Origin of the sequence: Solibacillus sp. FSL W7-1472, assembly GCF_037969775.1 — a bacterium.
GTDB lineage: Bacteria > Bacillota > Bacilli > Bacillales_A > Planococcaceae > Solibacillus > Solibacillus silvestris.
The window spans coordinates 2,082,695-2,109,652 of sequence record NZ_CP150208.1; the positions used below are offsets into that span (position 1 = coordinate 2,082,695).

The window sequence follows — 26,958 nt, forward strand, 5'->3', positions numbered from 1 at the left end:
GTCCTTGTGAAAGAACTAAGCCATTGAACAGCGTATTTTATTTTCTGTAGTAATCAACAATCCCGTTATAAATAGATTGTGCATAGATTTCTACATACTTGTCATTGATTAATTTTTTACGGTCTTCTGCATTTGAGATGAACCCAAGTTCGACTAATACAGAAGGAATGATCATATTGCGTGTCACATAATACTGTGCTTCTTTTACCCCTCGGTTTGTCATATCCGCATTTTTGACGATTTCATTATTGATATACGTCGCAAGCTTTTTATCCTCTTCATACTGGTCACCTGTTGTAATGCTGTAATACGTTTCCGTACCTTTCGCACTTGTAGATGTCGCTGAATTTACGTGAATGCTTACATAAACTTCACCGAACTTGTCCTTTGTAAATTTCACGCGTTCCTGAAGGGATGGATACGTATCTCCTGAACGTGTAGTAAATACTTTTGCGCCGTTTGCTTCAAGTTTTTGTTTGACAAGATTACCTACTTTTAAAACGATCGCTTTTTCCGTACTACCTGAGTTCACAGCACCTGGATCTTTACCACCGTGCCCTGGGTCTAAAATAATAATACGGTCTTTGATAGGGCTGCCTTTTTCGTTTACTAGTTTAATATACGATTTGTGCACATATCCTGTATCTTTGCCCGCTGTCACTTTTGCCCAATAGCCATCAATGGAATGAACCGCAATTACTGATCCTTTTGATAACTTTTTAATTGTCGCTGATGATCCTGAAGCCGATTTGCGCATGTTTAAACTTGCAACCGTTACCTTACCTGTTGTGCCGGATGTAACGACAGGATCGTTATTGTCGGAATCCGTTTCTGATGGTGGCGGATTCACACTTGAACCACCAACATCCGTTGTGCTATTTTTTACAATATAGCCTGGAATTCCACCTACAGTTGTTAAATAATAACCGTCAATTTCTTTATAGACTGACAATGTTGACCCGGCTGAAATTTGTTTAATTTTTTTCGATGACGATGTCGGTTTGTAATACAGATTTATAATTGTATTTGTCTTGACAGCTTTAATTGATGGTCCAATGGCACTGCCGTCTTGTTCAAGGAATTTGGCATATGATTTACTGATATAACCGTAATAACCTTGATAAGAAACTTTTAACCAATTACCTTCAACAGCATACACCGATAACTTACCACCCGTATTTACTCTGCCAATCACTGCACTTGATGTTGTCGGCTTTGTACGAACATTTAAGCCATCTGTTGTTACTGATACAAGACCAATTACTTGTGTCGGATCAACTGAATCAAGGTGTTCGGGTAAGGCTAGTCGGAATTCATCGCTTTTTGCTCGCGCAATAAATGATGCAAACTGTGCTCGTGTAACCGAGCCCTTCGGCATATATTTGCCGTCACTACCTTTTGTAATCCCATTATAGTAGATTGCTTTAATATACGGAGCATATGTATTCGAACTCGATACATCTGGGAAGTACACCGGTAAATCTTTATAGTCACTTACATTTAAATTAAATGCGATGGATAAAACGTGACTCATTTCTTCACGAGACAAAGTGGCATTAGGAGAAAATTTCCCTGATGTTTTAGTAAATAATCCAAGTTGACGTGCACGTTCGATGTATGTCGATTGTTCAGTCCCGACTTTAACATCAGTGTACGAGGAATTACTTACTTTTAGTGGACTTTTACCTGCAGCAATAACCGCCATTTTCGCAGCTTGTGCACGCGTCACACTCATGTTGGGTTTGTAGTACGTTTTGCCCTTTTCCTGATATCCTTTAATCGCCCCTAGGCTAATTAAATACTGGATCTCATCGTAAGTGGCATCGGTTGTCGCAACATCTGCAAATACTACTTTAGCTGATGTCGGTGTAACAGCTAGTGTACAAACGAGGAAGATTGCAACAACCAATGTAATCAATTTTTGATTCATTGTTCCCTATCCTTTCATAAGCTGTCCCCCTCATTGTATAGTACAAAACCGGAAAAAAATAGAGGTAAATCCATATTTAATGTCAAAATCTTGTTACAGTCTAGTTACAAAAAGATTACACAGTATAATAATTTAGGTTTGTAAGGTAGAAGTAAAGGGTAAATAATCTATTTAGCATTGTTGTAATAGAGCGAATTGTCGGTGTTTTTTATAAGACAAAAAAAGAATCCAGTTCGTAATATTTCGAACAAACGGATCCTTTTTAAATCTATAAATTTTTTATGAATTTGTCATTATTTTTTAGAAATTGATTGAAAACTGTTTTGCGATTGCTCGAATCTCTTCTATTTTTTCCGGTTTTAAATAGTCTATCATCTTCGGAACAAACTGTTCGATATCATCTTTTGTAAAAGTACCTTCATCTTGCTTTTTAAAGTTTTCAGCTAGTAATGCTTTTGCTTCCTCCACCTTATCCTCTTTTACACGTTGTAAAATAAAGTTTGAAAACATTTCCTGCATATTTTTATCCAATTGCATAATGAGTGCCTCCCTATGATTTTAATTTCTTCATTACTTTAAAATTATAACAATAAATGCATTTAATAATCTATTGGGATCCAGTTCAAATTAAAGATAATAACGAAAGATGCATCCTTCCCCCTTAATTACAGTGCCCTCCAAAATAAATAAACAGCTTTGCCTATTACTAGTCCTAAAAATCCTTACTTCCGAATAAAATGCACAAATATGTAATTAACGGGGGATAATTCATGAATTCAATTTTTACCTATATTTTTTTAGGCATAACTATGGCCGCTACATTCGGACCTGTTAAGAACGTCCTATTAAATACAGGTTTAAAGAACGGTTTTTTCCATGCCTGGTTTTTTAGTCTTGGTGCCTTAACTACTGATATTGTGTACATGTTCGTCGTTTATTTTGGAGTTGGGAAATTTATTGATTCTTTATTATTGCAAACAATACTATGGTCTTTTGGGTGCTTTGTTCTTTTGTATACAGGGATAGAAAGTTTACTCACTCTACATAAAATTGAAATGAACTCTAAAACCGGCAAAATAGTTAGATTACGACATTCGTTATTAGCCGGATTATTAATGTCATTGTTAAATCCGATAACCATTTTATTTTGGCTAGGAATTTATGGCTCTATCCTCGCGAAAACGGCAGGAATCGCTACAGGATTGGACATCATACTAATTAGTGGAGCCATTTTACTTGGCATTATTTTCGTAGATTTTCTTTATTCATCCTTATCCAGTATTGCCCGTAAGTTTTTATCCATTAATCTGTTGAAAACTGTAACCGTTATATCCTCTATATTTATGATCGGATTCGGCATCTACTTTGGAAAGCATGCTTTTCAATTGTTATTCTGAATTGTTGTGACTTATACAAATAGCCGAGTGTATAAAATGAACACGAAAGGAAACCATACCTTAATAAATAGAAATACAAAATTAGTCGAGGTGTGGTAATGGATAAAAATAAGAATCATGTAAGTATATGGTGTATTGTTAGTTTGACTTCTATCCCGCTCATCATGACTTTAGGAAATTCAATGCTTATTCCAGTGCTCCCCATATTAGAAGACAAAGTCGGGATCACATCATTTCAGTCGAGTATGATTATTACTAGCTATTCAGTCGCAGCCATTTTTCTCATTCCGGTAGCAGGCTATTTATCCGATCGCTTTGGCCGAAAAGTCGTAATATTACCGAGTCTAATATTAGCTTTAATCGGAGGTCTGATTGCCGGGTTCGCTTCATGGAAGATGGATGACCCGTACACAATGATTATTATAGGCAGAATTATTCAAGGTATTGGTGCAGCTGGTGCCATGCCAATCGTTTTGCCTCTTGTAGGTGACCTCTATCAAGATGATGATGAGAAAATCAGCTCAACTTTAGGGATAATAGAAACTTCTAATACGTTCGGAAAAGTGTTGAGTCCTATATTAGGCTCAGTATTTGCTGCTATTTTATGGTTTCTTCCCTTCTTTTCTATCTCTGCACTCAGCCTAATTTCCATTGCACTTATATTTTTCTTTGTAAAAGTACCTAAAGATAAGGATGAACCTTTAAAATTTAAGCAATTTATACGTAATACGAAAGAAGTTTTCAAGGAAGAAGGAAGATGGTTGTATACCGTATTCCTTAATGGAGTCCTTGTTATGCTTATATTATTCAGTATGTTATTTTTCTTATCAGAAAACCTGGAAAAAGTTCATGATATTAAAGGGATTAAGAAAGGTTTTGTACTAGCTATCCCACTTTTACTGCTTTGCATTTCCTCCTATATTTCCGGTCGGAAAATTAAAGGAGATTTATCAAGAATAAAGAAAATTATAGTGGTCTCCTTGATTGCAATGTCTATCAGCATTGTCTTTGTTGGATACACAAGCAAAAAACTAATCCTCCTGTTGATTGTAACAAGTATCGTGGGAATAGCTATTGGCGCATTATTGCCTGCTCTAGACACCATTATTACAGATAATATAAGAAAAGAATTACGCGGTACTGTTTCTTCATTTTATAGCTCTGCCAGATTTATCGGTGTTGCAGCAGGTCCGCCTATTATGTCACTCGTCATGAAAAACTATCTCAATATTAGCTATATCACTGCAGGAATATTAGGATTAATTCTTTTATTGTTTGTCTTCAAGTTCATTAAAGTTGATGAAATCGGAAAATCAAAAGAACCAGCATAAAAATATGGACCTAACAGCAACAGCTGCATAGGTCCTTTTTTATGGGATATTTTCATGCGGATTTTAAACTAAACAGAATTAGGGAAATCCCACAGAAAAGACAAATTATACGTGTGAGAGAAATTTTTTCTGCAAGTCCAAGCAATGCTAGTGCTGTTGTCACAATTAAGACGACCGGTCCGACTAGGGCAAGTAGCGTATTAATATAAAAAGCTTTTTCTAAATCATTGAATTTAAACATTAATGCAGCAGCCGTTAACTCTATACTTCCGGACATAATTCTTAAAGCAATGATAATAATGAGTGCTTTATCCATAAATGTAAACACATCCTTGCTAGTATTGTTACCTAACATATGCAACTAACCCTAGAAATATATTTATACAGACACTTTTCCCAATTCTATAATATCTAAGATAATGGTGGATCTATAAAACCCAAGTATAGGCTAATTTTTAAAACTATTTTGAAAATATAATTAAATTCAATTTACATACGAACTATTTCTATTTAAAATTAAAATATAGTAAATGAAGGCGGTGTTTAGTTGAAAAAAATACACTATAGCTGGATTATTCTTGCTATATCTTTTTGCTCCATAATTGCCGCCGGAATAGCGATGGCATCATCCGGAGTTTTCTTAACTCCATTTGAACAAGAGTTTGGCTGGAATCGTCAGGTGATTTCCCTAGCCTTTGGAATCAGTTTATTTTTCTACGGATTTGCAGGTCCATTCATGGCGGCATTACTCCAGAAATTCGGACTAAAGAAAATGATGCTTGCTTCTATGGGGACATTGCTGATTGGCCTTCTTTTAATTTTCCTCATGAATCAATCATGGCAATTGATCATTATTTGGGGCGCTATTATCGGACTTGGTTCCAGTCTGTTTTTAACCGTTTTAAGTCCATATGTAGCGAATCATTGGTTTAAAGAAAAAAGAGGACTTGCGACAGGGATTTTAACCGCGAGTACTGCAATGGGTCAGTTAATACTGCTCCCTGTCTTAGCCACTATTATCGAAAATTACTCGTGGCGTTGGGCAGTTGGTTTAATTATAACGATTAGCGTAGTAATGTTTTTCATCATCTTCTTATTCATGAGAAACACACCTAAAGAAATCGGTATCCTTCCATATGGACAGACAGAGGATATAGAGGTCGTGCACGACCAATCAAAAGGCAATCCAATTGTAATTGCATTTAAAGGGTTAGCTGATGCTATACGCGCTAAAGAATTTTGGTTATTGGCAGGGAGTTTCTTTTTCTGTGGCTTTTCAACAAACGGGCTTGTTGGGACACATTTTATTTCCTATTGCATTAGTTTCGGAATCCCTATCGTGACTGCGGCTTCCTTGCTCTCTTTTATGGGTGTTTTTAATATGGTAGGAACGACACTTTCCGGTTGGCTTTCCGATCGTATTGATAATCGCTGGCTTCTGTTTTGGTATTATCTATTTAGAGGCGCTTCACTTGTCTTGCTGCCTTTTGCGTTAATGGAGGGCAATCTGACTTGGATTCTTGTTTTTTCTGTGTTTTACGGGTTGGATTGGGTGGCAACGGTACCGCCGACCATCAATCTTTCAAGACAAATTTTTGGAGTACATAAAAGCGCAATTATTTACGGATGGATTTTTGCTTCCCACCAAGTAGGTGCTGCAACTGCTGCCTATGGTGGAGGTATGCTTTATTCCTATTTTAATACATATACTTGGGCATTTTTTATGGCCGGCGTTTGCTGCGTAATGGCAAGTTTATTTGTAATTCTAATAAAGAAACAGCCTCGTTCGGTCAACTAAAATAGGGTGCTTTGATTTAAATTCAAAGCACCTTTTTCATGCAAAAAAAGACTAAAATTCACGTAAGGAATGAATTTTAGCCCATAAAATTATTTAATGTGGTTCAGCAACTCTTTCACAAAATTATATTCTACATATGTTTTGTTCTTTTCCAATAATGCTGGTGCAACGTCAAAATGTTTTAATGCACGATTATGGCCATATTTTGTCTCTCCACGTGTAATTGTGTAAGACAATGCACCTTTTGAGATGATTGCGCCATTTCCTGTTGAAGCAACTTTGAAGTCAAGCTCTTCTGCAACCATTCGTAACGGCACCATGATTTTGCCATCGACTTCTTTATAGTCTTCACCTATTATCGCCTGTATTTCAGGTGCGATTTCAGGGTTTACTACTTCTTCTTCAAGTTTAGGGAACACAACAATTTTTTCAGGTGCTGTCTGTGCTGGAATACTCCTTGTTGTAGGACCGTAAAATACAATCGCGTTGTAGTTTTGCAATTCCTTCGCAGGCACTTTTTCGCCTTTAGTGTTGATAATGACTGATTCCTCATTTAAATTCAGCTTTAATTGTCCGTCGTCACTTAAGAAATTTTCATCAAATTGCGCTACCTTAACTGAGTTGGCTGTATCGTCCTTTTCAACAATGACGACTGGTGGTGCATATTGCGGCGGATAAATTAAGATCATCGGCTGATCTGCATAAATGGATAATGTAATCGTATCACCAATTTCCAGTTTAGCTTCATTGCCATGTTCATCAAAAACAAGTGTTTTGTCATCTACATAGAAGTTGAACACATTGTCATCTTGACCAACCGTAAATAATTGGGCATTTTCCCGCTGCTCGACTGCTGTAATGTTCCCTCTGTGCTGGATAAATGTACCTGCTTTTTCCACTTGCTCAGTCCCTTCAGTTGTTGGCTGCTCAGCATAAGCAGATACGGTTCCGAGTAAGAGTACAGATAATGCTAATGGTGCAATTTTTTTCATATCATTCCATCCTTTCGGTAATTTCACTACATTAGTCGATTTAAAGGAAAAAAGGTTACACGTTCTAGTTATTTTTTTTGATATAGCAATGCTGTAAGTGCGATATAATCATATAACGTTAATGTACCACAATCGAATTTTTCCAACCACAATGGCTGAAATGCCCCTAATCGAATGCCTTGTTTAAGTTGCTCACGTACTGCTTCTTTATCATTAAAAATTTCTTCAACTTTTTGCTGTAACGCCCTGCTTGTGATTAATTGAGCATTCATTCGTGTTATTGGAGTTGGTTGTGCTACCAGTGTTGAAGGTTTTGCTGTCATTTGAAGTGAAGTTTTCAGGAAATAGCTTCTTAACGTCTCGGCTATTCCTTCAATTATTTGGTCTTTATTTGATTGGTATAACTTTGCATCCTGCTCGGAATTGACAAAGCATATTTCTATGATAATGGCCTTTTTCGTTGTGCCATTTAAAAATGCCAAATTTGTACGGTGTTTGGCACCTCGATTTTTAAACATCCCCGCTTTCGAAATTTCGGAGCTCATCTTTTCCGCAAACGGAGAAATTGTTGGATTCACATAAAGCACTTCTGTCCCAATTCCTTCTTTCTGTTTACTTCGTGCGGAATTAAAGTGAATGCTGACATCGAGTCCGCGTACTGTTGCGTTATGCCGCTTAACTAAATACGCTAAGTTTTGTTTCTGGCTTTTAGATTGTTTATCGATAATGGTAGTGACCTTAATCCCTTTTTGCTGCAATTTATTCCCGAGCTCCTGCACAACCAGAACAGTCTCCTCCCCTTCATCCATGTAACCAGAGGCACCTGTCCCCTTTCCGTAATGGCCAGCACTAATAGTTAGCATCATAATTCATCTCCTTTTCAATCTATATGTCTAATAGCGGAATGAAAAAGGGACATTTCGTTTTTTATTATATTAATATAAAAACCTCACTTTACATGTTGTAATAGATCGCAGAAAAAACGGTATAGCATTTTGAATAGTGATTCGTTACAATGGAGTAATTATACATAATGTGTGAGGGTTAGGCATGAAAAACAAACGAATGATTGGATTTTTATTAGTTGTGAGTGGCAGTTTTTTCTGGGGAATCGGCGGAACAATGGCACAACAACTGTTTTCTCTTGGCATTGAAGTAAGCTGGCTTGTATCAACACGCCTTGTCATTGCTGGAATTCTACTTTTAATTGCCCAGGCAATATTTAAAGATCAGGGGCAAATTTTCAAGATTTGGCGGGAAAGACGGGATGCATTCCGCCTACTCGTTTTTGCAATTGTAGGAATGCTAGGAGTTCAGTACACATATATGGCCTCGATTAAAGAAGGCAATGCGGCGGTAGCAACATTATTGCAATATTTGGCACCGGTTATGATTATTATTTGGGTAACAGTACGTGGCCTATCCAAATTCACGAAAAAAGATGCAGTAACGATTGTGCTAGCTCTTAGCGGAAGCTTCTTTTTATTAACAAACGGTTCACTTTCCGCGTTTGCCGTGCCGCTGCCTGCGATTCTTTGGGGGTTATTGTCCGGGGTGACCCTTGCGTTTTATACGCTTTATGTCATTCCACTTTTAAAACGATTCGACTCACTTGTCGTTGTCGGCTGGGCGATGCTGCTTGCCGGATTGACAATGAGTTTTGTGCAGCCTCCATGGGATGTGGATGTATCGGTTTTGACTGGCGCAACATTAGTTTATTTAGTAATTGTGATTATTTTTGGCACGATGCTCGCTTTCTGGTTTTACATTGAAAGCCTTCAAACTCTCACTGCTAAGGAAACGAGCCTTCTTGGCAATATTGAACCGCTAACTGCTGTTTTGGCAACCGTGTTATGGCTGAAGGAACCGTTCGGTGGATTTCAATGGCTCGGAACTTCGTTGATTTTGGTGATGATGATCTATATAGCATTGAAGGCGGATCGGCAGAAGGTTGAGGATCTGGATAAAGTTGAGGATGCGATAGTAGAAGACAATTGACGTTAGATAATGAAAGTGCTTGCATTGAGTGTGCGGGCGCTTTTTTATTTGTAAGGCTTCATCGGAATTACGAAATCTTCCGCAGAATTCGGAAGCGGGTTTTAGATGTTATCGTGGTTATATTAGAACAGTTCATAGGAATGTTAGAAAACCCGGGTGTGTGATAAGACATGGTGTAATTTCCGGGAAATATTAGAGGTTGGTTGATGACGTTTTGATTTTATTAGAACAATTACAGCGGATATTAGAAAATTTGAACGGGTTATTAGAACAATTCGCCTGGATATTAGAAAACCCACATTTGGAGTACGATTTCCGGTGAATTTTCTGGCAAGATTGAGGACAAGTCGATGTTGTTTTGAAGTTTATTAGAACAATCTGTTGGTATATTCGAACTTTTGATAGTGATATTAGAAAATCTACGGAGGATATTTGAACAGTGGAATAGTTTATTAGAACATTGATCGATTATATTAGAAGCTCAGCAATATATTAGAACTTTTTACGATTTATTAGAAGATCAGTGCTAGATATTAGAAAACCAACGTCTAAACATTCGAACCTCATAATAAAAACCAACTAGTAGATGCTAGTTGGTTTCCCCTCTAAAGCTTCTCAAGTTCCTTGAATACATCAAAAGCGCCTTCACTCTTATTTGAACAAACGACACTCGTCACACCATTTTCCGGATAAAATGCTGAGTGGAAGCTCACGCCCGGGTCATAGCCCATCACATGGTATTTTGATATAATATCATCCCGTTTATCAATCCATACCCCGTAGCCGTAAAATCGGTCATAGTCGTCATCTGTATGAATATATGGCGTTAATAATTGCTGTGTCATCTCTGGATTTAAAAGCTCAAACTTCATCAATGCTTGCCAAAAATGATGCATATCATCCACTGTGACAAATGCTCCGCCGTCTGCACCGCCTTTTACGGGAACAGAGTAAATATTTGATTTCCAAGAACCGTCTTCCTCATCAATATAGCCGAGTGCCGTATTTGAAGGTAGGGCATCCAGTTCAAAGTAGCCTGACTGCTCCATACCTGCACGCTTGAATACGTGTTCCGTCACATACTCATCAAAGCCCTTGCCGCTCACCTGTTCGACGATAAGACCGAGCAGTATATAGCCCGCATTATTATAATGAAAGCGTTCACCTACTGCCAACTTCATCGGTTCATGCTGGAACAACGGCAAAAAATTATGGCCGTTTCGCATTAGATACATCGGCTGATTCACCCATAAATCCGCAAAGTCCTTCATTACTTCTTCGTCAAAATAATCCGGTATCCCCGCAGTATGTGTTAACAGATGGTGGATAGTGATTCCCTCGTCGAAATGGGGAAACGGCATGTCCAAAACATCGGATAACTTCGATTCAAATGTAAGCTGCTCCTTCTCTACAAGCTGACATATCGCTACTGCTGTAAAGATTTTGCACCCGGAAGCGATACCGAATCGCGTTTGCTCATTATTTAAAGTATGATGTGTACGATTCGAAAAACCGTTACTGTAATGCTGTAATAATTCATTATTTCGTTTTACTAAAACATTACCTGAAAAGTCAATCTCTTTCATAATTGCAGTTACTTTTTCATTTATTAAATGCATTTTCATCTTGATCCCCTTTAATTTTGAGTGATTATAGATAAAAACTGGGTAACTAATTTATTCCGAATGAGATTTTCGGAATAACAAAACTTGGCAATTCAATTTTAACATACCCCGAAGTTTTTTAAGCAATAAAAAAGGACTGACTTTAACAATTAATTGCTGAAGGCCTGTCTCTCTCATATAACCAGAGTATTACACTCGATTCCTATCCCCCTATTATTTATTGTTTGCTATTTTCATGTTAAAAAACGCATTCCCATAACTCAGGAGATGCGTCATTGATTTGTATTACTCACTAAAATCCAAATTACTTGGATGTTCAGGCAAATGTTCGATATCAAGCATATTCGTTGTCGGTACTTTTTTCGTTACTTCCTCAAAACGGAAGCCATCCGCCCAAACCTTCCCTTGCCCAATAAGCAAAACACCAAAGTAAATGGAAGAACTATCTTCAGGAACATCTAATACGATTGAATAGTGGTTCCAATCTGACGTTTCCTTTATTGACCGGTTGTCCATATTATCAAATTGAATCGTATCTCCCATGCCATTATCAATCCGGAGCCAAGCCCCACATTTAAATACATTCTCTGTTTTTAGGAAACATGAAAGCTTTATTCGTTTTCCCTTATAGTCATGTGCTTGGAAGCCTTGCATCATTGTAGCGACGTGCTGCGCATTAACTTCACCCTTTGAGTAGAGCATTCCGGATTTTGTACCTGTATGAAAAACATTTGAATCTACCGTCACTTCATATAATTCAGGGTTAGATCCACTTAAACTCCATCCTTTAATCTCTTGACTATCATTCATTTCTTTTTCCTCCTCCATCATTCTTACAGCTTGCATAAGCTTCCGATATTTTCCGGGTGGCAAGGAGTAAATTTCTTTAAATGTTCTAGTAAATGCTTCCTGCGATTGAAAATGAAATAAGAAGGCAATCGTTAATAATGATTCATTTGACTGCAAAAGAAGTATTGCAGCGGTAGCTAAACGCCGCTCACGGATATATTCACCGATTGACTTCCCTGTCTCCTGCTTAAAAATACGCAACAAATGGTATTTTGAGTATCCAATAACTGACGGGAAACTATCCAACTGAATTTCTTCAGTTAAATTACTTTCAATAAATGCAATAACTCTTTGGGTTACTTCACTGTAATACATCTTGCTCACCTCAAAATTATCATAACGAATGAAGAGAAATTTTATTTGATAATTCTTGCTAAAGTTCATCATCCATATTTTAACATAAACATCAGTGGAAAATTCAGTCTATTTAACGATTCGTAAATGACGAAAACATGATAATTTAAAGTTATCACAGATTGAGAGAAGGAAAATGTTATGAATATTAAACATGTTACGATGTATGCGTCTAACTACGATGCAACAAAACAATTTTATTTAAATAAGTTCCAATTCCCTCTAATTTCAGAAGACTCGGACCGCTTTACAATGAATGTTGGAAAAACAACGGTCACTTTCATTGAGGCTTCCTTGAACGAAATACCATTTTATCATTTTGCTTTCGATATCCCGTCAAATCAATTTGAAGAAGCGAAAAAATGGGCAAAAGAAAAAGTAACTTTATCAAAAAATCAGGGTGATGATGAAGTTTACTTTGAAAGAATTGATGCAAAGTCCATCTATTTTGAAGATCCGGCCGGTAATATTGTCGAATTTATTTGTCGCCTTTCAGATGCAAAACAAAGTACAGCACCGTTTTCGGCTTCATCCCTCCTAAAGATGTCGGAGATGAGTATTGTTGTAAAGGATAAGTTAAAATCCGTCTCGGCGTTACATGCAGTTTCTATTTTTGAACGTGATCATAAAGAAATTGCGGCTGAAGGTTTAACATTTATGGGGGCACGCAAAGATGCGTCCTATCTGTTATTCGTAAATGAGGGCCGCACATGGTTCTTTTCAAATAAGAATGCTGAAGTTTTCCCAATGGAGGTATTATTATCGGATGGAGTATTGGTTAAAATTGATGAAAATCTGGAATTGGTGAGTTCGAATCGTGGATGAAATGCTTGAAATCTTTTTAAGGAAACGAGCTTGGTTCTACAAGCTCGTTTGGGCAATCTGAACAATATTTCCCATAACATTATCGATATCGCCTTTATTCTTGATAATAAATAAATGGTCGGCCTCATGTACTGTTGGATCAACAATATCTTCGCCTAGAGATTCTGCCTGTTGTTTAAAAAGCAGTTCCTCAAAATTTGAAATTGATCCCCTAAATATATTTGTACTTCTTTGACTTTGTTTTACTCTGGAATGAAGTTCATCATCCGATATATCAAAGTGAACCAATATTCGAACAAAAAATTCAGATGGGAACACTTCCTCTAGTAAATACTTTCGAGCTTTGCTACTACGATTCGAATTGGAAATAATAAAATGAAAATCAGTATGTTCTTTAGCATAATCGACAATAAGCTTTGATAAAGAAGTTTTGAGGGTATTAGGCCCTTCAATCGGGAGTAGTTTTTTATAAAAAGTATTTAAAAATCCCGCGTGATTATCTTGGTCAATTATAATCGAGCTACTTAAATGTTTCTCTAAAGCATGTGCAAATGTAGTTTTTCCAGAATGGGTTTTGCCCACTGTAATAATTACTAATTTTTTCATTTGTAACCCCTTTAATAGAAGCACTAGCATAATTACTTATTTAATATCCGTTTCCCTTTTATTCTCTTCACTTTTAAACATATATCTTATACCTTTACCTGCAAGCGGTTCATCTGCATACCTTGGTAATACATGAAGATGAGAATGAAATATATGCTGGCCCCCAATTTTTCCACAATTCCATCCGAGATTATATCCTTGAGGTTGATACATTTCATCCAAGTAGTTTTTCACATCTTGAAGAAGTGCATAGGTTGCATTCCATTCTTCTACTGTTAAGTCAAATGGAGTTGCTCTATGTACTATTGGTATAATGACGCCAGAACCTTCAAGACGAATTCCTTTCTGTTGTGCCTGTTCCAACTGCAGAAACATACAGTATTCATTTCTTAAAATAAGTTTTTGAGTTGGTTCTAATTCTAGATCACAAAATTTACAATCTTTCATTCAGATTCTCTTCCTGACAATAATTATTATTTTACGGTTTTCATTTAAATAAACAGTCGGCCTTAATTCTTTTCCTGTTCAATAAATAGTACATTGTTTTGTCTAGCTATTCGATAAATTTCGCTTTTATCTTCCTGTAGGAAATGGTTGTTCAAAGGAATTCGAATAGAATTGCCGTCTTTTGATATAAAATTGTATTCTTCGTATTTACCCGTGTCGTCGACATAATATTCAAGCGCTACTTCCTTGATTTCAGTCCATTGAAACGATTTTCCATCAAACAAATTATGCGAAACTACTTTTTCTTTTCCTATATATGTATAGCTTAAAACCGATAAATAAAAAACAAAGATCCCGCATGCAATAAAAACAATTAATAGGCTATATGTGAATTTGTTTTGTTTGATCAACGGGATAATGAATCCAATAAATAATAATAAACATGCAGCCACAACTAGGTTGAAATTTAAACCATTCGGAAAAAGCACGATTGCTGAAGAATCATACAAAAATGTTTGGACATAGAAAACAGGAAAGATTAGCCTAACGAAAGGTAAACTGATAATTGTTAATCCAGCAAGTACTAATAAAAGTAGCCGCGGCGAGTAATTGGTCGTAATTTTAATCCCCCCTAATAGTTAATCAAATATATTAGAAATTATAACAAGGAAACGTGCGCCTTCATTTAAATATGCCTAAAAGAATATTATCTTCAATATCCCTTATTTTAATGAAAAAGGGCGTGATACTAAAATAGAATCACGCCCTTAATTTATCTGGAATTTTTCAGGGAATTAAAATAACTGTGTAAACACTTTTTGAATGCTGAATTGTAAAGTTCTTATAGGTTTAAAGGTAATTGCGTGTAATAGGTTAACTGTGATAGTTGTATGCTGCCAGTCATCTTTATAAGACCGGATAATGTTTTTACGGAACCGCGGAACCTCACTGTTTGCATTAATGATAATGAATGGCTCATGAGACAAATCAAAGGTTTTACCTTCTATCGTCCATTCAATAAACTGAAGAGCAATTGGTTGGCGCATCTTATTTACAACATCAAAGTTAAAATTCATTGCATCTGTTATTTCATTATGACTGATCCCCATAATTTTCATAAAAAGATCCTGGTCATCAAGTAATAAAAGCTTAATGCCAACGTCGTCGTACATGTACTCATCACCGCGCCATATTGCCCATTGCTCATCTGTCCACGTGTCCGATTTGCTCATGTCGAATGTCTGCATTTCCATCTGGACATCAACTATTTCTTTTGGTGATATGCTTTCTTCTAATAGTACGCTCTCACGTAAACTAAGTGCATAATTTAAATCGACGTCTTCAACTAAGTGCTGTGGCGTCCATGGAATGTGGATATGTGGTAATGTCCCAGTTGCATTGTTATGATATTTTTCGGATATTTTTGAAATGCTGTAGCTGAATTCAAAATTGCCATACTTCTTAGTTGTGACATTGAAGTAATCAAGAATACCCATTGTAGGACGGCCAATTACTATGACTTTTGGTGAATATTTTAAATTTTTAATAAATGTTTCACCAGAGCTTCCGCATGTTACATCTGAAAGAATAAATACCTTTTGAGCGTTTCCTTTAGGCTCAAAAATAAAATCCTCATTGTCTTCTACTTTTTTCATGCCAATACCGTAATTTGTTTTAAATTTTTGAATTTCCTTCTCAAGGAAAGCTATCGTTGCTTCATCAAGCGGCTGCTTTAAGTAATCTGATAATGATTCAATCCATAGATCACAGTTATTAGCTGTATAATTTGTATACATTGCTTCATCAGGTTGAACGATTTGTGAGGCATGAACGGTTTCATCAATTGTATAGCCAACTAGCGGAAAGTAAAAAAGGTCGTTGCCACCGTAGTTTACACGTACATCAAATATGATGTTTTGAATGGAACTTAAAAGTGCTTCATGTTCATCCATCATTTTTTGAATTGGTTCGCTTTGGCCAAAGTCCGTCAGCTTAATATAAACCGTGTTTTCATCAAGCTGCTTTAAATCATATATTGGCGTATAAGCAGGTCGAATATATTCCGATAAATCAAGCTCATACTGTTCACCATCTCGCTCATATGTAATATGCTCGACAAATGGAAGTAAGTTATTCCATGTTTGACGCTCGAATACGTCGTGTTGTAAATATGTAGAGTAACGGGAAGCAGCAAGGTTAATAGAATCACCGTCGATTGCTATTATTTTGTCGCCAACATGCAAGTGCAGCTCTCCTAAAATATCTGTAACATATAGCGCATCTTCATAGCGACGTACACGAAAGCCACGGAATGGCACTTCACTTTTTTTATTCCTGAAAGATAGGTGGCCATCTTTAAAACCATATAAATATTCTTGAATTGTTTGAGTGAATGTTGCATCATCCATGTTGTTTGTTACAGTATAACGCTCTGGATAGTTATACTTCTTTTTGTCTTCATAACCTGCATAATCATTTTTTAAAATTGAAACAATATCATTAAAAATCTCAGTTTTGGTGTACATCTAATCACTCCGTTATCCTTATATTTTTTCTGACATTTCTTTTGCATCTAAAACACAGATGTATCTCACCCGCCCCTGCATTTTGTACAATTAAGTATTAAACCGAAGTAAAAAGTAAACTACTCTATGCTTTTATTTCCCTTACACTGCAAACTCTTCAACTAAAATTAAGTATTGTACATATGCCCTTTTCAATAATCTTTCCCGCAAGAAACACAACGGTTATCCGTGTCAGTTTCTCCATACATCCGAAGTTCCTTTTCAATATTACATACACAACATTTTTCAAAGCGGATTTGCGGGAGTTTACCGGCTTCAGCCAATATAACCCATTGTTCTTCATATAATTTTTTAGTCATACCATAGTCAATTAAAACAAGGTGTCCCTGTTCATCCAAACCGTAATTTCCACTATCTTTAAAATCAAAGCCATCCAATTCATGATCGATTACATGGAGTGCAGCTTTTAAATCTTCCGTTATTCTTGAATCCGTCTCCAAATCAATATCGTATGAGCAGTGATTGATTAAAGGAAGTTGCTCATAAAAAGGCTGAATGACATATTTATCATTCATATAAAGAATGGCCGCGATTTGCTTTTCTAACCCCTTCATTCCCAACGTTTGATACATATCATATTCATTTTTACTTTGAGCATATCCAATAGGATGCAAAAAGGTTTTAATTACAAGGTTTTCAAAACGATAAACTTTTCTTGTTGAACCGATTCCAATCATCTCAGCTTGTTTAAGCAAATCTTCTATGTGTTCTACTACTGTGGAAATCTTCATTTTCTTCATCCCCGAATCATCTATGTATTTAGTTCTCGTGTTTACAGCTGCTTCTAAAGAATGGATCTATTATCCTTCATACCAGCCTTCATCGAATTCGAGATTTAATGCTTTACCTAAACGAATCCCAAATTCAATAAATCCTCTCCCCCTTGCTGTAATAATATTTCCATCCTGTACTACAAGATCATCACAGTATTTTTCTTTATCAAAAACACATAACTTTTCGATAGCTTCCATTGGTAACCCAACAGTATATTTCTTTCCTGTCAGCAAACCTGCTTTTGCCAATAGATACGGTGAACTCGATATACTTGCAACGATTGTCTCTTTCGTAACGGTTTGCTTTAAAAATTCAAATAATATTCTTCATTAAGAAGCGTTTTTATATCCAAACACCCCGGCATCACGATACTATCAATTTCCTCAATGCTAATTTCCCTAATTGTTGTGTCAGCTACACACGTTAATCCAGACTCACCTCTTATGGAGTGATTATCCAACCCTACAGTAACCATGGTCTTGTTTCCTTGCATTAAAATAGACAACGCTATACTTAATTCATATTCACTGAATTGCGGATACAAAATTACTGCTGTTTTTTTCACAATCGCTACCTCCTTATTTCCGACCCGTTTTTATAGAACCGCCCGTGATTGTTTCGTTTGTTGTATGCTATTATTTCGGCATCACCACTTAACATATATAAACATTATTAATGAAATTATCGAAATTGAAATAGCTTAATAAAAAATAAGCGCTAATTCTTTAAAAAGAATAGCGCATGAAAACTATCCAGAAATTTTTGTTCCCTGATGAAAATGCATCTTCCACTGTCCATCGACAAATTTCCAAATCGAACTCCGCAATGAATGCTGTTTGTTTACCTCATTATAAATCCGATACGTTGCTAGAACGATTTCTTCAGACAATAAATGTATTTCAAAGTCACTCATTGTCATTTGTACGATTCCAAGAGTCGTTTCGCTAATCTCCTCATCTTTGTACAATACTTTCCCTGAGCTTCCAAATTCAAAAAAATTGTCTGCAAGTAAGTTCGTTAGCTCCTCTTTTGATGTCCGAATTTCAGATGCCAACAATTTGTTTTCTAGTTGAAATAACAGTTTTTCCAATGCTGACTTTTTTTCCACTTTCAATTCACCTTTTCTGTACTTGGAAATGTAAATCGCTTATCTTAAACAGGAATAGTAGGTGATTGGCACCCATATGAGTAGGCAAGACAACTGAAACCAGCCTTCTCAAGAATAGGTTTACTCATTGGACTGGCATCAACCGTGAGGAAAGAAAACCCCTTCTCATAAGCTTTTTGTGCACGAACCGCCAATAGTTTTGAATAATAACCATTGCCTCGGAATCCTGGAAGCGTTGAACCACCCCATAAGCTGGCAAAGGATGAATTATTCTCTAAGTACATCCAAGCAGCACTTACAAGCTGGCCGTCGTCATAAACCCCATAAATATAGAGCGAGTCAGGATTATTTTGTTTGTCTCTCCAAAGTCTTTCTCCAAGCTCTGAATGGGATCCATTCCAGATAGCATCTTCTAGCGCAATAACATCATGGATGCCTTGTTCATCCGTTATTTCCTTTACTACATGTAAATCGAAATTTGTAAGGAAAGGATGACTTCCCGATAATTTCATGACCATCAATGCTTCTGGATTATCGATCGTAAATCCTTCTTGTTTAAGTATTTCAGTCAAATTATCAGGTTTGTCATAACTGTACACTTTCCATTCAAAACTCTGCTTAAGGTTACCGAAATAAGTTAACTCATTTCGAATCACTTCCCTAGCAGAACTTACATTTACATTAGAACTTAAAATAAATCCGCTTTCGTTATATTTTGAAACATGACGAACAACATGGTCGGTTTCTTCTCTTCTAAAACCTGGTGTTACAGCTTCTTGGCGTAGTTCTTTATGAAAAAGTGCAATGCATTCGTTTTTATCCATAGCCGAGTTCCTTTCAACACATCAAATATTTTTATTGCAAAAAATTGAATAACTTATAAATATTGTAAACCAATTTTACATGTTTTTGTTTAATCTTCCTCAATTTCTTCGGCAAATTTATTGATCCTTTCTAACATTGGCGGATGAGTATAGCGGAACCATTTGACAAGTGCTGGCGGGTTAACTTCACTAAGTCCGGCTTTCGTCAACTGTTGAAATGATGAGACCGCTGCCTCAGGATTTTCTACAAGTTCAATTGCAAATTCATCAGCCCGGATTTCCTGATACCGTGAAATCGCATTGGATAATGGGCTTGAGAAGAAAACGAGAAACGATGAAATCAATAAAAACAACGGCAAGGAGTTCATATTGCCCATATCTTTAATTTTCAAAACTGGTCCATAACGTCGTATCATCCAAGGCATAATCTTTGCGATTAGCCATAGTCCAATAAGTGTCATAAATAGATAGACTGCGATGTTTATATAAATATCCTTCAATAAGTAATGACCCATCTCGTGTGCCATGATAAAGAGGATTTCATCATCCGTTAATCGGTTTAATGTCGTATCCCATAGCACTATCCGGGAATTTTCACCGATCCCTGTTACATAGGCATTTAAAGCATTCGTTTTCTCCGACATATTCACTTCATACACATGTTCAGATGGAATATTCGCCTGCTCTGCAAGAGAAAGAATTTTCGTCTCTAACTCTTTATCTTTTAATGGTGAGAAATCATTGTAGATCGGGTCGATCACGACAGGCTGAATGAACATGAGGAAAATTGAAAACGGTACAGTTAAAGCCCATGCATAGAGCCACCATTTTTTCGGGCTTTTTCTGATGAGCCAATAAAGCACCGCTACCATGATTACCGACATTCCTAACTCAAGCCAAAAATCAATTACATTTTCCCGCATCCATGATGAAAAGATCTGCGTACTGATGCCATAGCTTTTACTCAGCGTATAGCGGAAATAATCCAGTGGGAATTGGATGATGAAAAGTAGCAAGGACAGGAAAAACAGATACATCGAAGTTCTGAAAAGAGACCATTTAAATTGTTCAGAACTCCAACTTTCGAACAAACGTGAAATTCCCGTAATCAAAATAAAGAAATAAAGAAGCCATTCCAGCGGTGTTGTTATAAAGAACAGGAAATTCCTTACTTTTGATAACTCTTCACTTAATAGCAACTCCTGCGTTGTAAGAAAAGTGCTTGGATCTGCAGCCGTTCCTTGAAGAGCGGCTGGAATCCCACTATTTTGTCCATGGAAAAAATACAAATACATTGCGACAACATAAAGTCCAAATGCAAAAACAGCCAGTAAACCCCATTTTTTTGTCATTCCTTCTACACCTCAATTCATTCGTTACCATATCCTATTATTGAAATGCGGAAATCATTTCTGCCAAGTTGGTCATACTCCTTTTTTGACGGTTCTATATATCTTGGAATCTTCATAAATTGGACTCAATCTTAAATTGAATTAACAAGGAGCGCTTAATCATGTTGTTTGCTGTTCATTATTTGGAAAATAAAACACCTGTCCTAAGTCAGTGTCTAGAACGTATTCCTGAGGTAGACGAGGATATAAAAATTAAAGGTCGTAAAGGAAAAGTTTTAAATGTCGTTCAAATCGAGGAAAGTAAATATCATGTGCATGTCGTCTTAGAAAAAATAATTAAAAATCAAGCTGTATTGAAAGACGATAAAAAGAAAAGACGTTGAGGAACATGAGAAAACTAGGGTAACTATTCTAAAAATAAAGTAAAAATATAACAGTTCCCTATATACCTCCCCCTCTGTAAATGCTATAATAACAGTTAAGAACATGACTTTATCTGTTTCTTATCACGGTCTTGTAGCTCAGTTGGGAGAGCACCACCTCGACAAGGTGGGGGTCGCAAGTTCGAGACTTGTCGAGACCATTATTTCAAGTGCCCATAAACGTTGATATACCAACGTTTATGGGCTTTTCCTTTTTGAGAGACTTTCTTTCTTACACCTGGTTTTTTGGATTTGTCCGCAATTTGTCCGCAGGATTATTTCCAATTATTTAGTGTTACTTTGGATAGCGTTGTGAAAAATGTCTGCAATGTCATTATCTGCATTCGGTAATAGGTGTGCATAAAACTCTAATGTGATTTTAGGGTTGGCGTGACCTAATCGTTTTGAAATTTTAACAATATCTACACCTTCTGAAATAAGGATAGATGCATGTGTGTGCCGAATATCATGATATAAATATCCGGTCACTCAACGCTGTATTACATTAGTTAATCTTTTTAAATGGTAGCACCGGTTTTTCTTCACTATATCTTGAATAAGACCAACCTTCATTCGAAACTCCCGTACATAAATTATCCGTACAGGAAAAAATATAAGTTTGCTGTTCTGTTTGGACATTTATTTCATAATGGAAAATAGAAGATGGATTAGCAACATTAAATCGACTTACTCCTTGTTTAATTGCATAAACATTCTCCCTTGCAGCAATTTCCTGATATTGTTCATTTTCCAGCACCATTTTAGTCATTTCTCCTAAAATGATTTGATCTTCTAAGTTTGGTGTATATGTATTTTTGATAAAACTACTAATCCCCAAATAAAAATTTAATACAAAGCTAATAAAAAGTAGGATAAAAATTAATTTTGTTTTTTTCTGCATATTTAAGCACCCCGCTTTGTGATTCCATTTATCAGTCTTTAGTGAAATGCACCGGATAACTGTAATTACATACCGGACATTGCGGCTATAATTAAGAAAGTGGTCCATAAGAAACCCAATCCTAACGCTAAAATACATAGTGTCCTAAGTAAATTAATTGAATAGGAATAGAAACCATTTTTACTATCATCTCTTATTTTCAATGATAGGATAATGAAAATGACACCTAATATTCCTGTTAAATAAGTAATAGTAACCCCTACCCAATACCACGTTAATCCGTTTCCCCAATATGCCATTTTTCCAAATTTAATACTGAGATAAAATAATCCAACTGCACATAATAAAGAAAATAATGTATATAAATATAATTTAATAGCAACCGATTTCAATGAAGCTCACCTACGTTTCCAAATTTTATAAATTATCTTTAATTACCACTACATTATATATATCAAATAGGTCCTTTTCGTGTAATATTACACTATAAGTTTCATTTGTCAATATTCTAAAGCCTATTATTCTAGTTACAGATATTTACACCACAATATGACTCTATAATAAAAATGGGCTGATTCTTATTACAGAAGGTACTGCACCCCAAAAGTTAGAGTAAAAAACTAACTTTTGGGGTGATTTTTTATGACTAAATATAATGAAGAATTTAAATTGATGGTGGTTCAAGAATATTTAAGTGGTTCACTAGGATATCGAGCGATAGCGAAAAAATATGGTGTCGGTGCTACACCGTTAAGGAAATGGGTACGTGCTTATAAAGAGTTTGGATGTAGTGGCCTATCTGTTAAGAAAACGAAGCAGTTTTATTCTGTTCAATTTAAATTAGATGTATTAAGCTATATGAAACGAACAGGTGCTTCCCATCAAGATACTGCGATTCATTTTAACTTGAATGATCCAACTTTAGTTGCTAGTTGGTATCATCGGTTTTTAAAAGAAGGGATAGAGGGCCTGCAAAGAAAACCAAAGGGGCGCCCATCCATGTCTAAGAAACAAAAATCAACAGTGAATAACCAAGAAAAAACAATGTCACGTGAGGAGCAGCTAGAACGCGAAAATGAACTGCTTCGTTTAGAGGTAGCTTATTTAAAAAAGTTGAAGGCTTTTCGGGAGAATCCAGATGCCTTCCTCGAAAAGCACAAGCTGCCATCGCATTCGAACTTAAACAAGAAGGATTTCGATTAAAAGATATTTTAAAACAAGTGGATATTCCTGAAGCAACGTATCATTATCATATCAAACTGATGAGGCAAAAAGATCCAGATTTAGAGTGGAAAGCCTTGATTTTAGAGACTTTTGAACAACATAAGGGGCGATATGGCTACCGCCGAATTCATGCGGAATTAAGAGTGCAAGGACACATAATTAATCATAAAAAGGTACAACGAATTATGAAAAACCTAGGGTTGAAATGTGTAAAATTCATACGTAAATCACGCTATAAATCCTACAAAGGAACAGTTGGAAAAGTCGCTAAAAACCTTTTGAATCGTAGATTCAGAACGTCATATGCCCTTCAAAAATTGGTGACTGATGTAACTGAATTTAAATGTACAGATGATGAAAAATTATATTTAAGTCCGATCATGGATTTATTTAATGGTGAAATTATTGGGTTTAGTATGTCAAAACGGCCGAGCCTAGATTTTGTGTTAAATTCACTTAGACAAGCACTACCAATTATTCAAAAGCGCGCAGAATATCGGACAACAATTCATTCCGATCAAGGCTGGCACTACCAACACAATACATGGGTGAGAACATTAAGACAGAACAGGATTTTTCAAAGTATGTCTCGTAAAGCAACATGCGCCGACAATGCGGCCATGGAGAACTTCTTTAGCTTACTAAAACAGGAAATGTATTATGGAGAACAAATCATCTCTTATGAAGCATTACAAAAGAAAATAAATGAGTATATCCATTATTATAATAATGTTCGTATTAAACAAAAACTGGCCGGCATGAGTCCGGTAAATTACCGAAAACATGCCAGCCAATTAGCAGCATAATAAAAACTCTAACTTTAAGGGGTCACTACCGTTGTTGCCGCTCCCTATAACTTAAAGCAGGAAAGAGTTTTCTACTTATTTCATTCATCTGTAATCCCATTGTACCTTCAAAGTCTTTCCTAGTTAATTCACTTTTTATTTGATTATTATTTCTTATAACACTATTCCAGGCACTGAGTACTGTGTCAATTGGATCCCAGAGAGTTCCATCTAGATCAAAAATTACACTATCCAATTAAATTTCACTTCCCTCTAAACTAGTTTAAAAACTAACTTCGTTACATCCTAATATTACCATTTAAAAATCGATTTATATAGTTGCTTTTTAAATGATTTATTTTGATAATTGGTATTGAAAAATTTATAAAATTACTTTTGATACATACGTTATTCCACAATCTGGCCCTATAACGGAAAAACGCGATCTTCAAATTGAAGAAACGCGTCCGATTGTTGAATATTGCTATTAAACTAAAGCCCCCGTTAGTAAAGAAAAGACAATTAATTACTGTAATTGATTTTTCCTTTAGTCTCTTGTTCTGATAAGATTTTATAATCAACAATATATCTTGAACTAGGAAGATAGTTAATTACAAACCAATTATCATAAGAATTTTCTTGAATTTCTATTGGCATAGAAAATTTAATATTATCTACTACAACTTCCCATCGTTCTGGATTATTCCTACCACTACGAATTTCAAAGAGAGTAGGAACTCCTTCGGCAACTTTATAATCATTCTTTAAGTAAGCAGGAATGTCCAACCATTCAGGACTATGAATTAACAAGGCAATCGTAGCAAACAAATATATAAGTCGTTCAAAAATTTTTATATCCCTAATTAAAATAATTACAACACAAGTAAAAGCAAGTATTAGTGTACTTATCGAAATAACCCAAAACATTTCTGTAAAAGGATATTTGTAACGCAGCATCATTCCAACAGTCCCAACTGCAAAAGAAACAAACCAAATACGTTTCGTAAGTTTATTAAGGGGACTTACTAATGACTTTTCATTTTTGTTATCGTTTATCATAAAAAACCCTTTCTAACTAATCTATCTCATTAGAGTATATTACTTCACAATGTAGCCTAAATTCAAACAGATTTTCTCCAATTTATTTAATGACTCTATTCAACAAAATGGCCCTATAACGGAAAAATGCGATCTCCTTATTGAAGAATCGCGCCCGATCGTATTATTAGGTCAGCCAGAAAATATTTCTGGTTGACCATTTTTTATATCGATATATGATAACGGTAGCCGAGGTAGAACGATCGCGCCCGTGGGGCTAAGACCTCGTCCGCAAAACAGTTCACCCCCTACTTGTAGAAACATGTTTGAGGCTGGTTGGGACAGTGATCTCGTATAACAAGCGAAGCTATGACACTACAAAGAGGATTTAGGGGTTACCGGCAATTATCATTTTGAAGGAGGAATTATAATGAATCCAGTCATTGGCCTGGATGTAGCTAAAGGTGAAAGTCAGGTTCAAGCTTATTTGGAAAGAAAGAAGCCCTACAAGAAAAGCTTTAAAGTAAAACATGATCTTGATGGGTTAGCTAGTTTATTAGATTTTATTAAAGAAGTAGAAGATATTTCAGGAGAGCGCCCTCCCCTAGTTATGGAGTCTACAGGCCATTATCACACACCAGTTGTTCAATATTTTGAAGACAAAGGTTATTTAATCATTATCGTAAATCCACTCATCTCTTATAAGACGAAAAGTTCTAGTTTACGAAAGGTAAAAACAGATATCGTTGATGCCAATCATCTCTGCGAGCTGTATTATAAAGAGGATTTAGAGCCTTATAAAAAGCGTGGCATCCAACTTGCGAACTTACGTCATCTTACGAGACAGCACGATAATATTACAGGCATGTTTGTACAAACTAAACTACAATTCCAGGCAGTCTTAGATCAAGTATTCCCTGAATATAGTAATGTTTTTGGCGACTTATATTCGAATGTTTCTTTAAAAATACTACAGACTTATCCTACTTCAGAAGATATATTGAGCGCCAATAACGAAGTATTAACAACTAAAATAAAAGAATTCTGTAATTCTCGTTCTCTACAATGGGCAAATCAACAGGCTGAAAAGCTAATGACTGCAGCAGCTCAAAATCCATTTCAACAGGCTTTATATTCTAGCCTTGCCCTAAGTTTAGATATGTATATTAACATGATCTTCGAATACAAAAAACACCTATCCCTACTTGAAAATGAGATAGATGCTTTGGCCAAAAGTATTGAAGAATCGAAGATTATCCAATCAATTCCTGGTATCGGAGAAAAAATCGCTGCCACGATTATATCTGAAATTGGGGAAATTGAAAGGTTTAATCACCCTAAGAAACTAGTCGCATTTGCCGGTCTTGATCCAAGTATCTTTGAATCAGGTACATTCAAAGGCACTTACAACCGAATAACCAAAAGAGGCTCTAGCAGACTACGGCAAGCTTTGTATATGGCTGTTAAATGTGCAATTCGTGATTGTCGAAAACAGAAAACTACAGATGAAATCCTTCCTCGTAATAAGAAACTACGGGCGTTTTATGATAAAAAACGTGAAGAAGGAAAACCATTTAGAGTAGCTGTAATAGCTTGTGCAAACAAACTCTTACATTGGATTTATGCAATATTAAAAAACAAAACTTCTTTCCAAGACATAGCTTGATTTAACAATTTAACCAAGCAAACCTAAACTTTCCAAATCAAGAATTTGGACGGTTATTTGGCATGCACAAATTTAGTATAACATGATATTTTTATTATTTTTAATGAAAATTATTGACAACTATTAG

The 26,958-nt window shown here is 35.9% G+C and carries 29 protein-coding genes, 1 tRNA gene and 1 pseudogene; 10 read left to right on the forward strand and 21 right to left on the reverse strand.

Annotated elements, in window-relative coordinates; all coding sequences use genetic code 11:
• Positions 1 to 37: 37 nt before the first annotated feature.
• Positions 38 to 1,930 carry an N-acetylmuramoyl-L-alanine amidase gene (locus MKY07_RS10270; RefSeq protein WP_008403807.1) on the reverse strand — a complete coding sequence of 631 codons (1,893 nt, stop codon included), beginning with the start codon at positions 1,928 to 1,930 and terminating at the stop codon, positions 38 to 40.
• Positions 1,931 to 2,230: 300 nt separating this feature from the next.
• A complete protein-coding gene (locus MKY07_RS10275) occupies positions 2,231 to 2,467 on the reverse strand; it encodes a hypothetical protein (protein ID WP_339261946.1) in 237 nt (78 codons plus the stop codon).
• A 233-nt stretch (positions 2,468 to 2,700) separates the two neighbouring features.
• Between MKY07_RS10275 and MKY07_RS10280 the strand changes: the two genes are divergently transcribed.
• Positions 2,701 to 3,327, forward strand: a complete 627-nt coding sequence (locus tag MKY07_RS10280) for a LysE family transporter (protein ID WP_339261948.1) — start codon at positions 2,701 to 2,703, stop codon at positions 3,325 to 3,327.
• A 98-nt stretch (positions 3,328 to 3,425) separates the two neighbouring features.
• Entirely contained in the window at positions 3,426 to 4,658 is a 1,233-nt protein-coding gene (locus MKY07_RS10285; RefSeq protein WP_339261950.1) for an MFS transporter, read from the forward strand.
• A gap of 52 nt (positions 4,659 to 4,710) precedes the next feature.
• On the opposite strand, the gene MKY07_RS10290 is transcribed toward MKY07_RS10285, so the two are convergent.
• Positions 4,711 to 5,013, reverse strand: coding sequence for a YqhV family protein (locus MKY07_RS10290; protein ID WP_008403814.1), 303 nt, complete (start codon positions 5,011 to 5,013; stop codon positions 4,711 to 4,713).
• A gap of 192 nt (positions 5,014 to 5,205) precedes the next feature.
• Between MKY07_RS10290 and MKY07_RS10295 the strand changes: the two genes are divergently transcribed.
• Positions 5,206 to 6,456, forward strand: a complete 1,251-nt coding sequence (locus tag MKY07_RS10295) for an MFS transporter (RefSeq protein WP_065215854.1) — start codon at positions 5,206 to 5,208, stop codon at positions 6,454 to 6,456.
• 89 nt (positions 6,457 to 6,545) lie between these two features.
• On the opposite strand, the gene MKY07_RS10300 is transcribed toward MKY07_RS10295, so the two are convergent.
• Together MKY07_RS10300 and MKY07_RS10305 are read right to left on the reverse strand one after the other, a co-directional pair.
• Positions 6,546 to 7,448 (reverse strand): stalk domain-containing protein, encoded by a 903-nt coding sequence (locus MKY07_RS10300; RefSeq protein ID WP_339261952.1) that lies wholly within the window; start codon positions 7,446 to 7,448, stop codon positions 6,546 to 6,548.
• A 68-nt stretch (positions 7,449 to 7,516) separates the two neighbouring features.
• Positions 7,517 to 8,314, reverse strand: a complete 798-nt coding sequence (locus MKY07_RS10305) for an N-acetylmuramoyl-L-alanine amidase (protein WP_339261953.1) — start codon at positions 8,312 to 8,314, stop codon at positions 7,517 to 7,519.
• 184 nt (positions 8,315 to 8,498) lie between these two features.
• Here MKY07_RS10305 and MKY07_RS10310 point away from each other — a divergent pair, with 184 nt between their 5' ends.
• On the forward strand, positions 8,499 to 9,446 hold the full coding sequence (locus MKY07_RS10310; protein WP_339261954.1) for an EamA family transporter: 948 nt from the start codon (positions 8,499 to 8,501) through the stop codon (positions 9,444 to 9,446).
• A 605-nt stretch (positions 9,447 to 10,051) separates the two neighbouring features.
• Here MKY07_RS10310 and MKY07_RS10315 read toward each other — a convergent pair.
• Positions 10,052 to 11,071, reverse strand: a complete 1,020-nt coding sequence (locus MKY07_RS10315; protein ID WP_339261956.1) for a serine hydrolase — start codon at positions 11,069 to 11,071, stop codon at positions 10,052 to 10,054.
• A 285-nt stretch (positions 11,072 to 11,356) separates the two neighbouring features.
• Positions 11,357 to 12,235 carry an AraC family transcriptional regulator gene (locus tag MKY07_RS10320; protein ID WP_339261958.1) on the reverse strand — a complete coding sequence of 293 codons (879 nt, stop codon included), beginning with the start codon at positions 12,233 to 12,235 and terminating at the stop codon, positions 11,357 to 11,359.
• Between the two features lie 180 nt (positions 12,236 to 12,415).
• Here MKY07_RS10320 and MKY07_RS10325 point away from each other — a divergent pair, with 180 nt between their 5' ends.
• Positions 12,416 to 13,099 (forward strand): VOC family protein, encoded by a 684-nt coding sequence (locus MKY07_RS10325; RefSeq protein WP_339261960.1) that lies wholly within the window; start codon positions 12,416 to 12,418, stop codon positions 13,097 to 13,099.
• Positions 13,100 to 13,135: 36 nt separating this feature from the next.
• On the opposite strand, the gene MKY07_RS10330 is transcribed toward MKY07_RS10325, so the two are convergent.
• From MKY07_RS10330 to MKY07_RS10375, 10 genes are all read right to left on the reverse strand, one after another.
• Positions 13,136 to 13,705 (reverse strand): AAA family ATPase, encoded by a 570-nt coding sequence (locus tag MKY07_RS10330; protein WP_014823710.1) that lies wholly within the window; start codon positions 13,703 to 13,705, stop codon positions 13,136 to 13,138.
• A gap of 36 nt (positions 13,706 to 13,741) precedes the next feature.
• Positions 13,742 to 14,152, reverse strand: a complete 411-nt coding sequence (locus tag MKY07_RS10335; protein ID WP_339261963.1) for an HIT domain-containing protein — start codon at positions 14,150 to 14,152, stop codon at positions 13,742 to 13,744.
• Positions 14,153 to 14,214: 62 nt separating this feature from the next.
• Positions 14,215 to 14,562: a hypothetical protein gene (locus tag MKY07_RS10340; protein WP_339261965.1), complete on the reverse strand. Its 348-nt coding sequence runs from the start codon at positions 14,560 to 14,562 to the stop codon at positions 14,215 to 14,217.
• 384 nt (positions 14,563 to 14,946) lie between these two features.
• Entirely contained in the window at positions 14,947 to 16,677 is a 1,731-nt protein-coding gene (locus MKY07_RS10345) for a S41 family peptidase (protein WP_339261967.1), read from the reverse strand.
• Positions 16,678 to 16,868: 191 nt separating this feature from the next.
• The gene (locus MKY07_RS10350) at positions 16,869 to 17,468 is read right to left on the reverse strand and encodes a protein kinase (protein WP_339261969.1); all 600 of its coding nucleotides are present in this window, start codon (positions 17,466 to 17,468) and stop codon (positions 16,869 to 16,871) included.
• Between the two features lie 69 nt (positions 17,469 to 17,537).
• Complete coding sequence (locus MKY07_RS10355; RefSeq protein ID WP_339264639.1) at positions 17,538 to 17,834, reverse strand: DJ-1/PfpI family protein; 297 nt, start codon at positions 17,832 to 17,834, stop codon at positions 17,538 to 17,540.
• Positions 17,816 to 18,076 (reverse strand): DJ-1/PfpI family protein, encoded by a 261-nt coding sequence (locus MKY07_RS10360; protein WP_339261971.1) that lies wholly within the window; start codon positions 18,074 to 18,076, stop codon positions 17,816 to 17,818. Before MKY07_RS10360 ends, MKY07_RS10355 begins: the two co-directional genes overlap by 19 nt.
• 183 nt (positions 18,077 to 18,259) lie before the next feature.
• Entirely contained in the window at positions 18,260 to 18,619 is a 360-nt protein-coding gene (locus MKY07_RS10365) for a DUF4440 domain-containing protein (RefSeq protein WP_339261973.1), read from the reverse strand.
• 44 nt (positions 18,620 to 18,663) lie between these two features.
• Positions 18,664 to 19,443, reverse strand: coding sequence for a GNAT family N-acetyltransferase (locus MKY07_RS10370; RefSeq protein ID WP_339261974.1), 780 nt, complete (start codon positions 19,441 to 19,443; stop codon positions 18,664 to 18,666).
• An 89-nt stretch (positions 19,444 to 19,532) separates the two neighbouring features.
• On the reverse strand, positions 19,533 to 20,795 hold the full coding sequence (locus tag MKY07_RS10375) for a M48 family metallopeptidase (RefSeq protein WP_339261976.1): 1,263 nt from the start codon (positions 20,793 to 20,795) through the stop codon (positions 19,533 to 19,535).
• A 164-nt stretch (positions 20,796 to 20,959) separates the two neighbouring features.
• Here MKY07_RS10375 and MKY07_RS10380 point away from each other — a divergent pair, with 164 nt between their 5' ends.
• Both MKY07_RS10380 and MKY07_RS10385 read left to right on the forward strand, forming a co-directional pair.
• A complete protein-coding gene (locus MKY07_RS10380; RefSeq protein WP_039966464.1) occupies positions 20,960 to 21,178 on the forward strand; it encodes a hypothetical protein in 219 nt (72 codons plus the stop codon).
• A gap of 127 nt (positions 21,179 to 21,305) precedes the next feature.
• Positions 21,306 to 21,378, forward strand: a tRNA-Val gene (locus MKY07_RS10385).
• Between the two features lie 124 nt (positions 21,379 to 21,502).
• Here MKY07_RS10385 and MKY07_RS10390 read toward each other — a convergent pair.
• Together MKY07_RS10390 and MKY07_RS10395 are read right to left on the reverse strand one after the other, a co-directional pair.
• Complete coding sequence (locus MKY07_RS10390; RefSeq protein WP_339261978.1) at positions 21,503 to 21,706, reverse strand: tyrosine-type recombinase/integrase; 204 nt, start codon at positions 21,704 to 21,706, stop codon at positions 21,503 to 21,505.
• Between the two features lie 16 nt (positions 21,707 to 21,722).
• On the reverse strand, positions 21,723 to 22,118 hold the full coding sequence (locus MKY07_RS10395) for a hypothetical protein (RefSeq protein WP_339261979.1): 396 nt from the start codon (positions 22,116 to 22,118) through the stop codon (positions 21,723 to 21,725).
• 642 nt (positions 22,119 to 22,760) lie between these two features.
• Between MKY07_RS10395 and MKY07_RS10400 the strand changes: the two genes are divergently transcribed.
• Together MKY07_RS10400 and MKY07_RS10405 are read left to right on the forward strand one after the other, a co-directional pair.
• Complete coding sequence (locus MKY07_RS10400) at positions 22,761 to 23,321, forward strand: helix-turn-helix domain-containing protein (RefSeq protein ID WP_014823685.1); 561 nt, start codon at positions 22,761 to 22,763, stop codon at positions 23,319 to 23,321.
• Positions 23,282 to 24,148 (forward strand): annotated as a pseudogene (locus MKY07_RS10405) (IS3 family transposase); the annotation flags it as partial. The gene MKY07_RS10400 and the pseudogene MKY07_RS10405, both read left to right, overlap by 40 nt.
• A 25-nt stretch (positions 24,149 to 24,173) precedes the next feature.
• Here the strand turns inward: MKY07_RS10405 and MKY07_RS10410 are convergent.
• Positions 24,174 to 24,383 (reverse strand): HAD hydrolase-like protein, encoded by a 210-nt coding sequence (locus tag MKY07_RS10410; protein ID WP_339261980.1) that lies wholly within the window; start codon positions 24,381 to 24,383, stop codon positions 24,174 to 24,176.
• Between the two features lie 266 nt (positions 24,384 to 24,649).
• Positions 24,650 to 25,186 carry a hypothetical protein gene (locus MKY07_RS10415; protein WP_339261981.1) on the reverse strand — a complete coding sequence of 179 codons (537 nt, stop codon included), beginning with the start codon at positions 25,184 to 25,186 and terminating at the stop codon, positions 24,650 to 24,652.
• 409 nt (positions 25,187 to 25,595) lie between these two features.
• Between MKY07_RS10415 and MKY07_RS10420 the strand changes: the two genes are divergently transcribed.
• Positions 25,596 to 26,831, forward strand: coding sequence for an IS110 family transposase (locus MKY07_RS10420; RefSeq protein WP_061550137.1), 1,236 nt, complete (start codon positions 25,596 to 25,598; stop codon positions 26,829 to 26,831).
• Positions 26,832 to 26,958 lie beyond the last annotated feature (127 nt).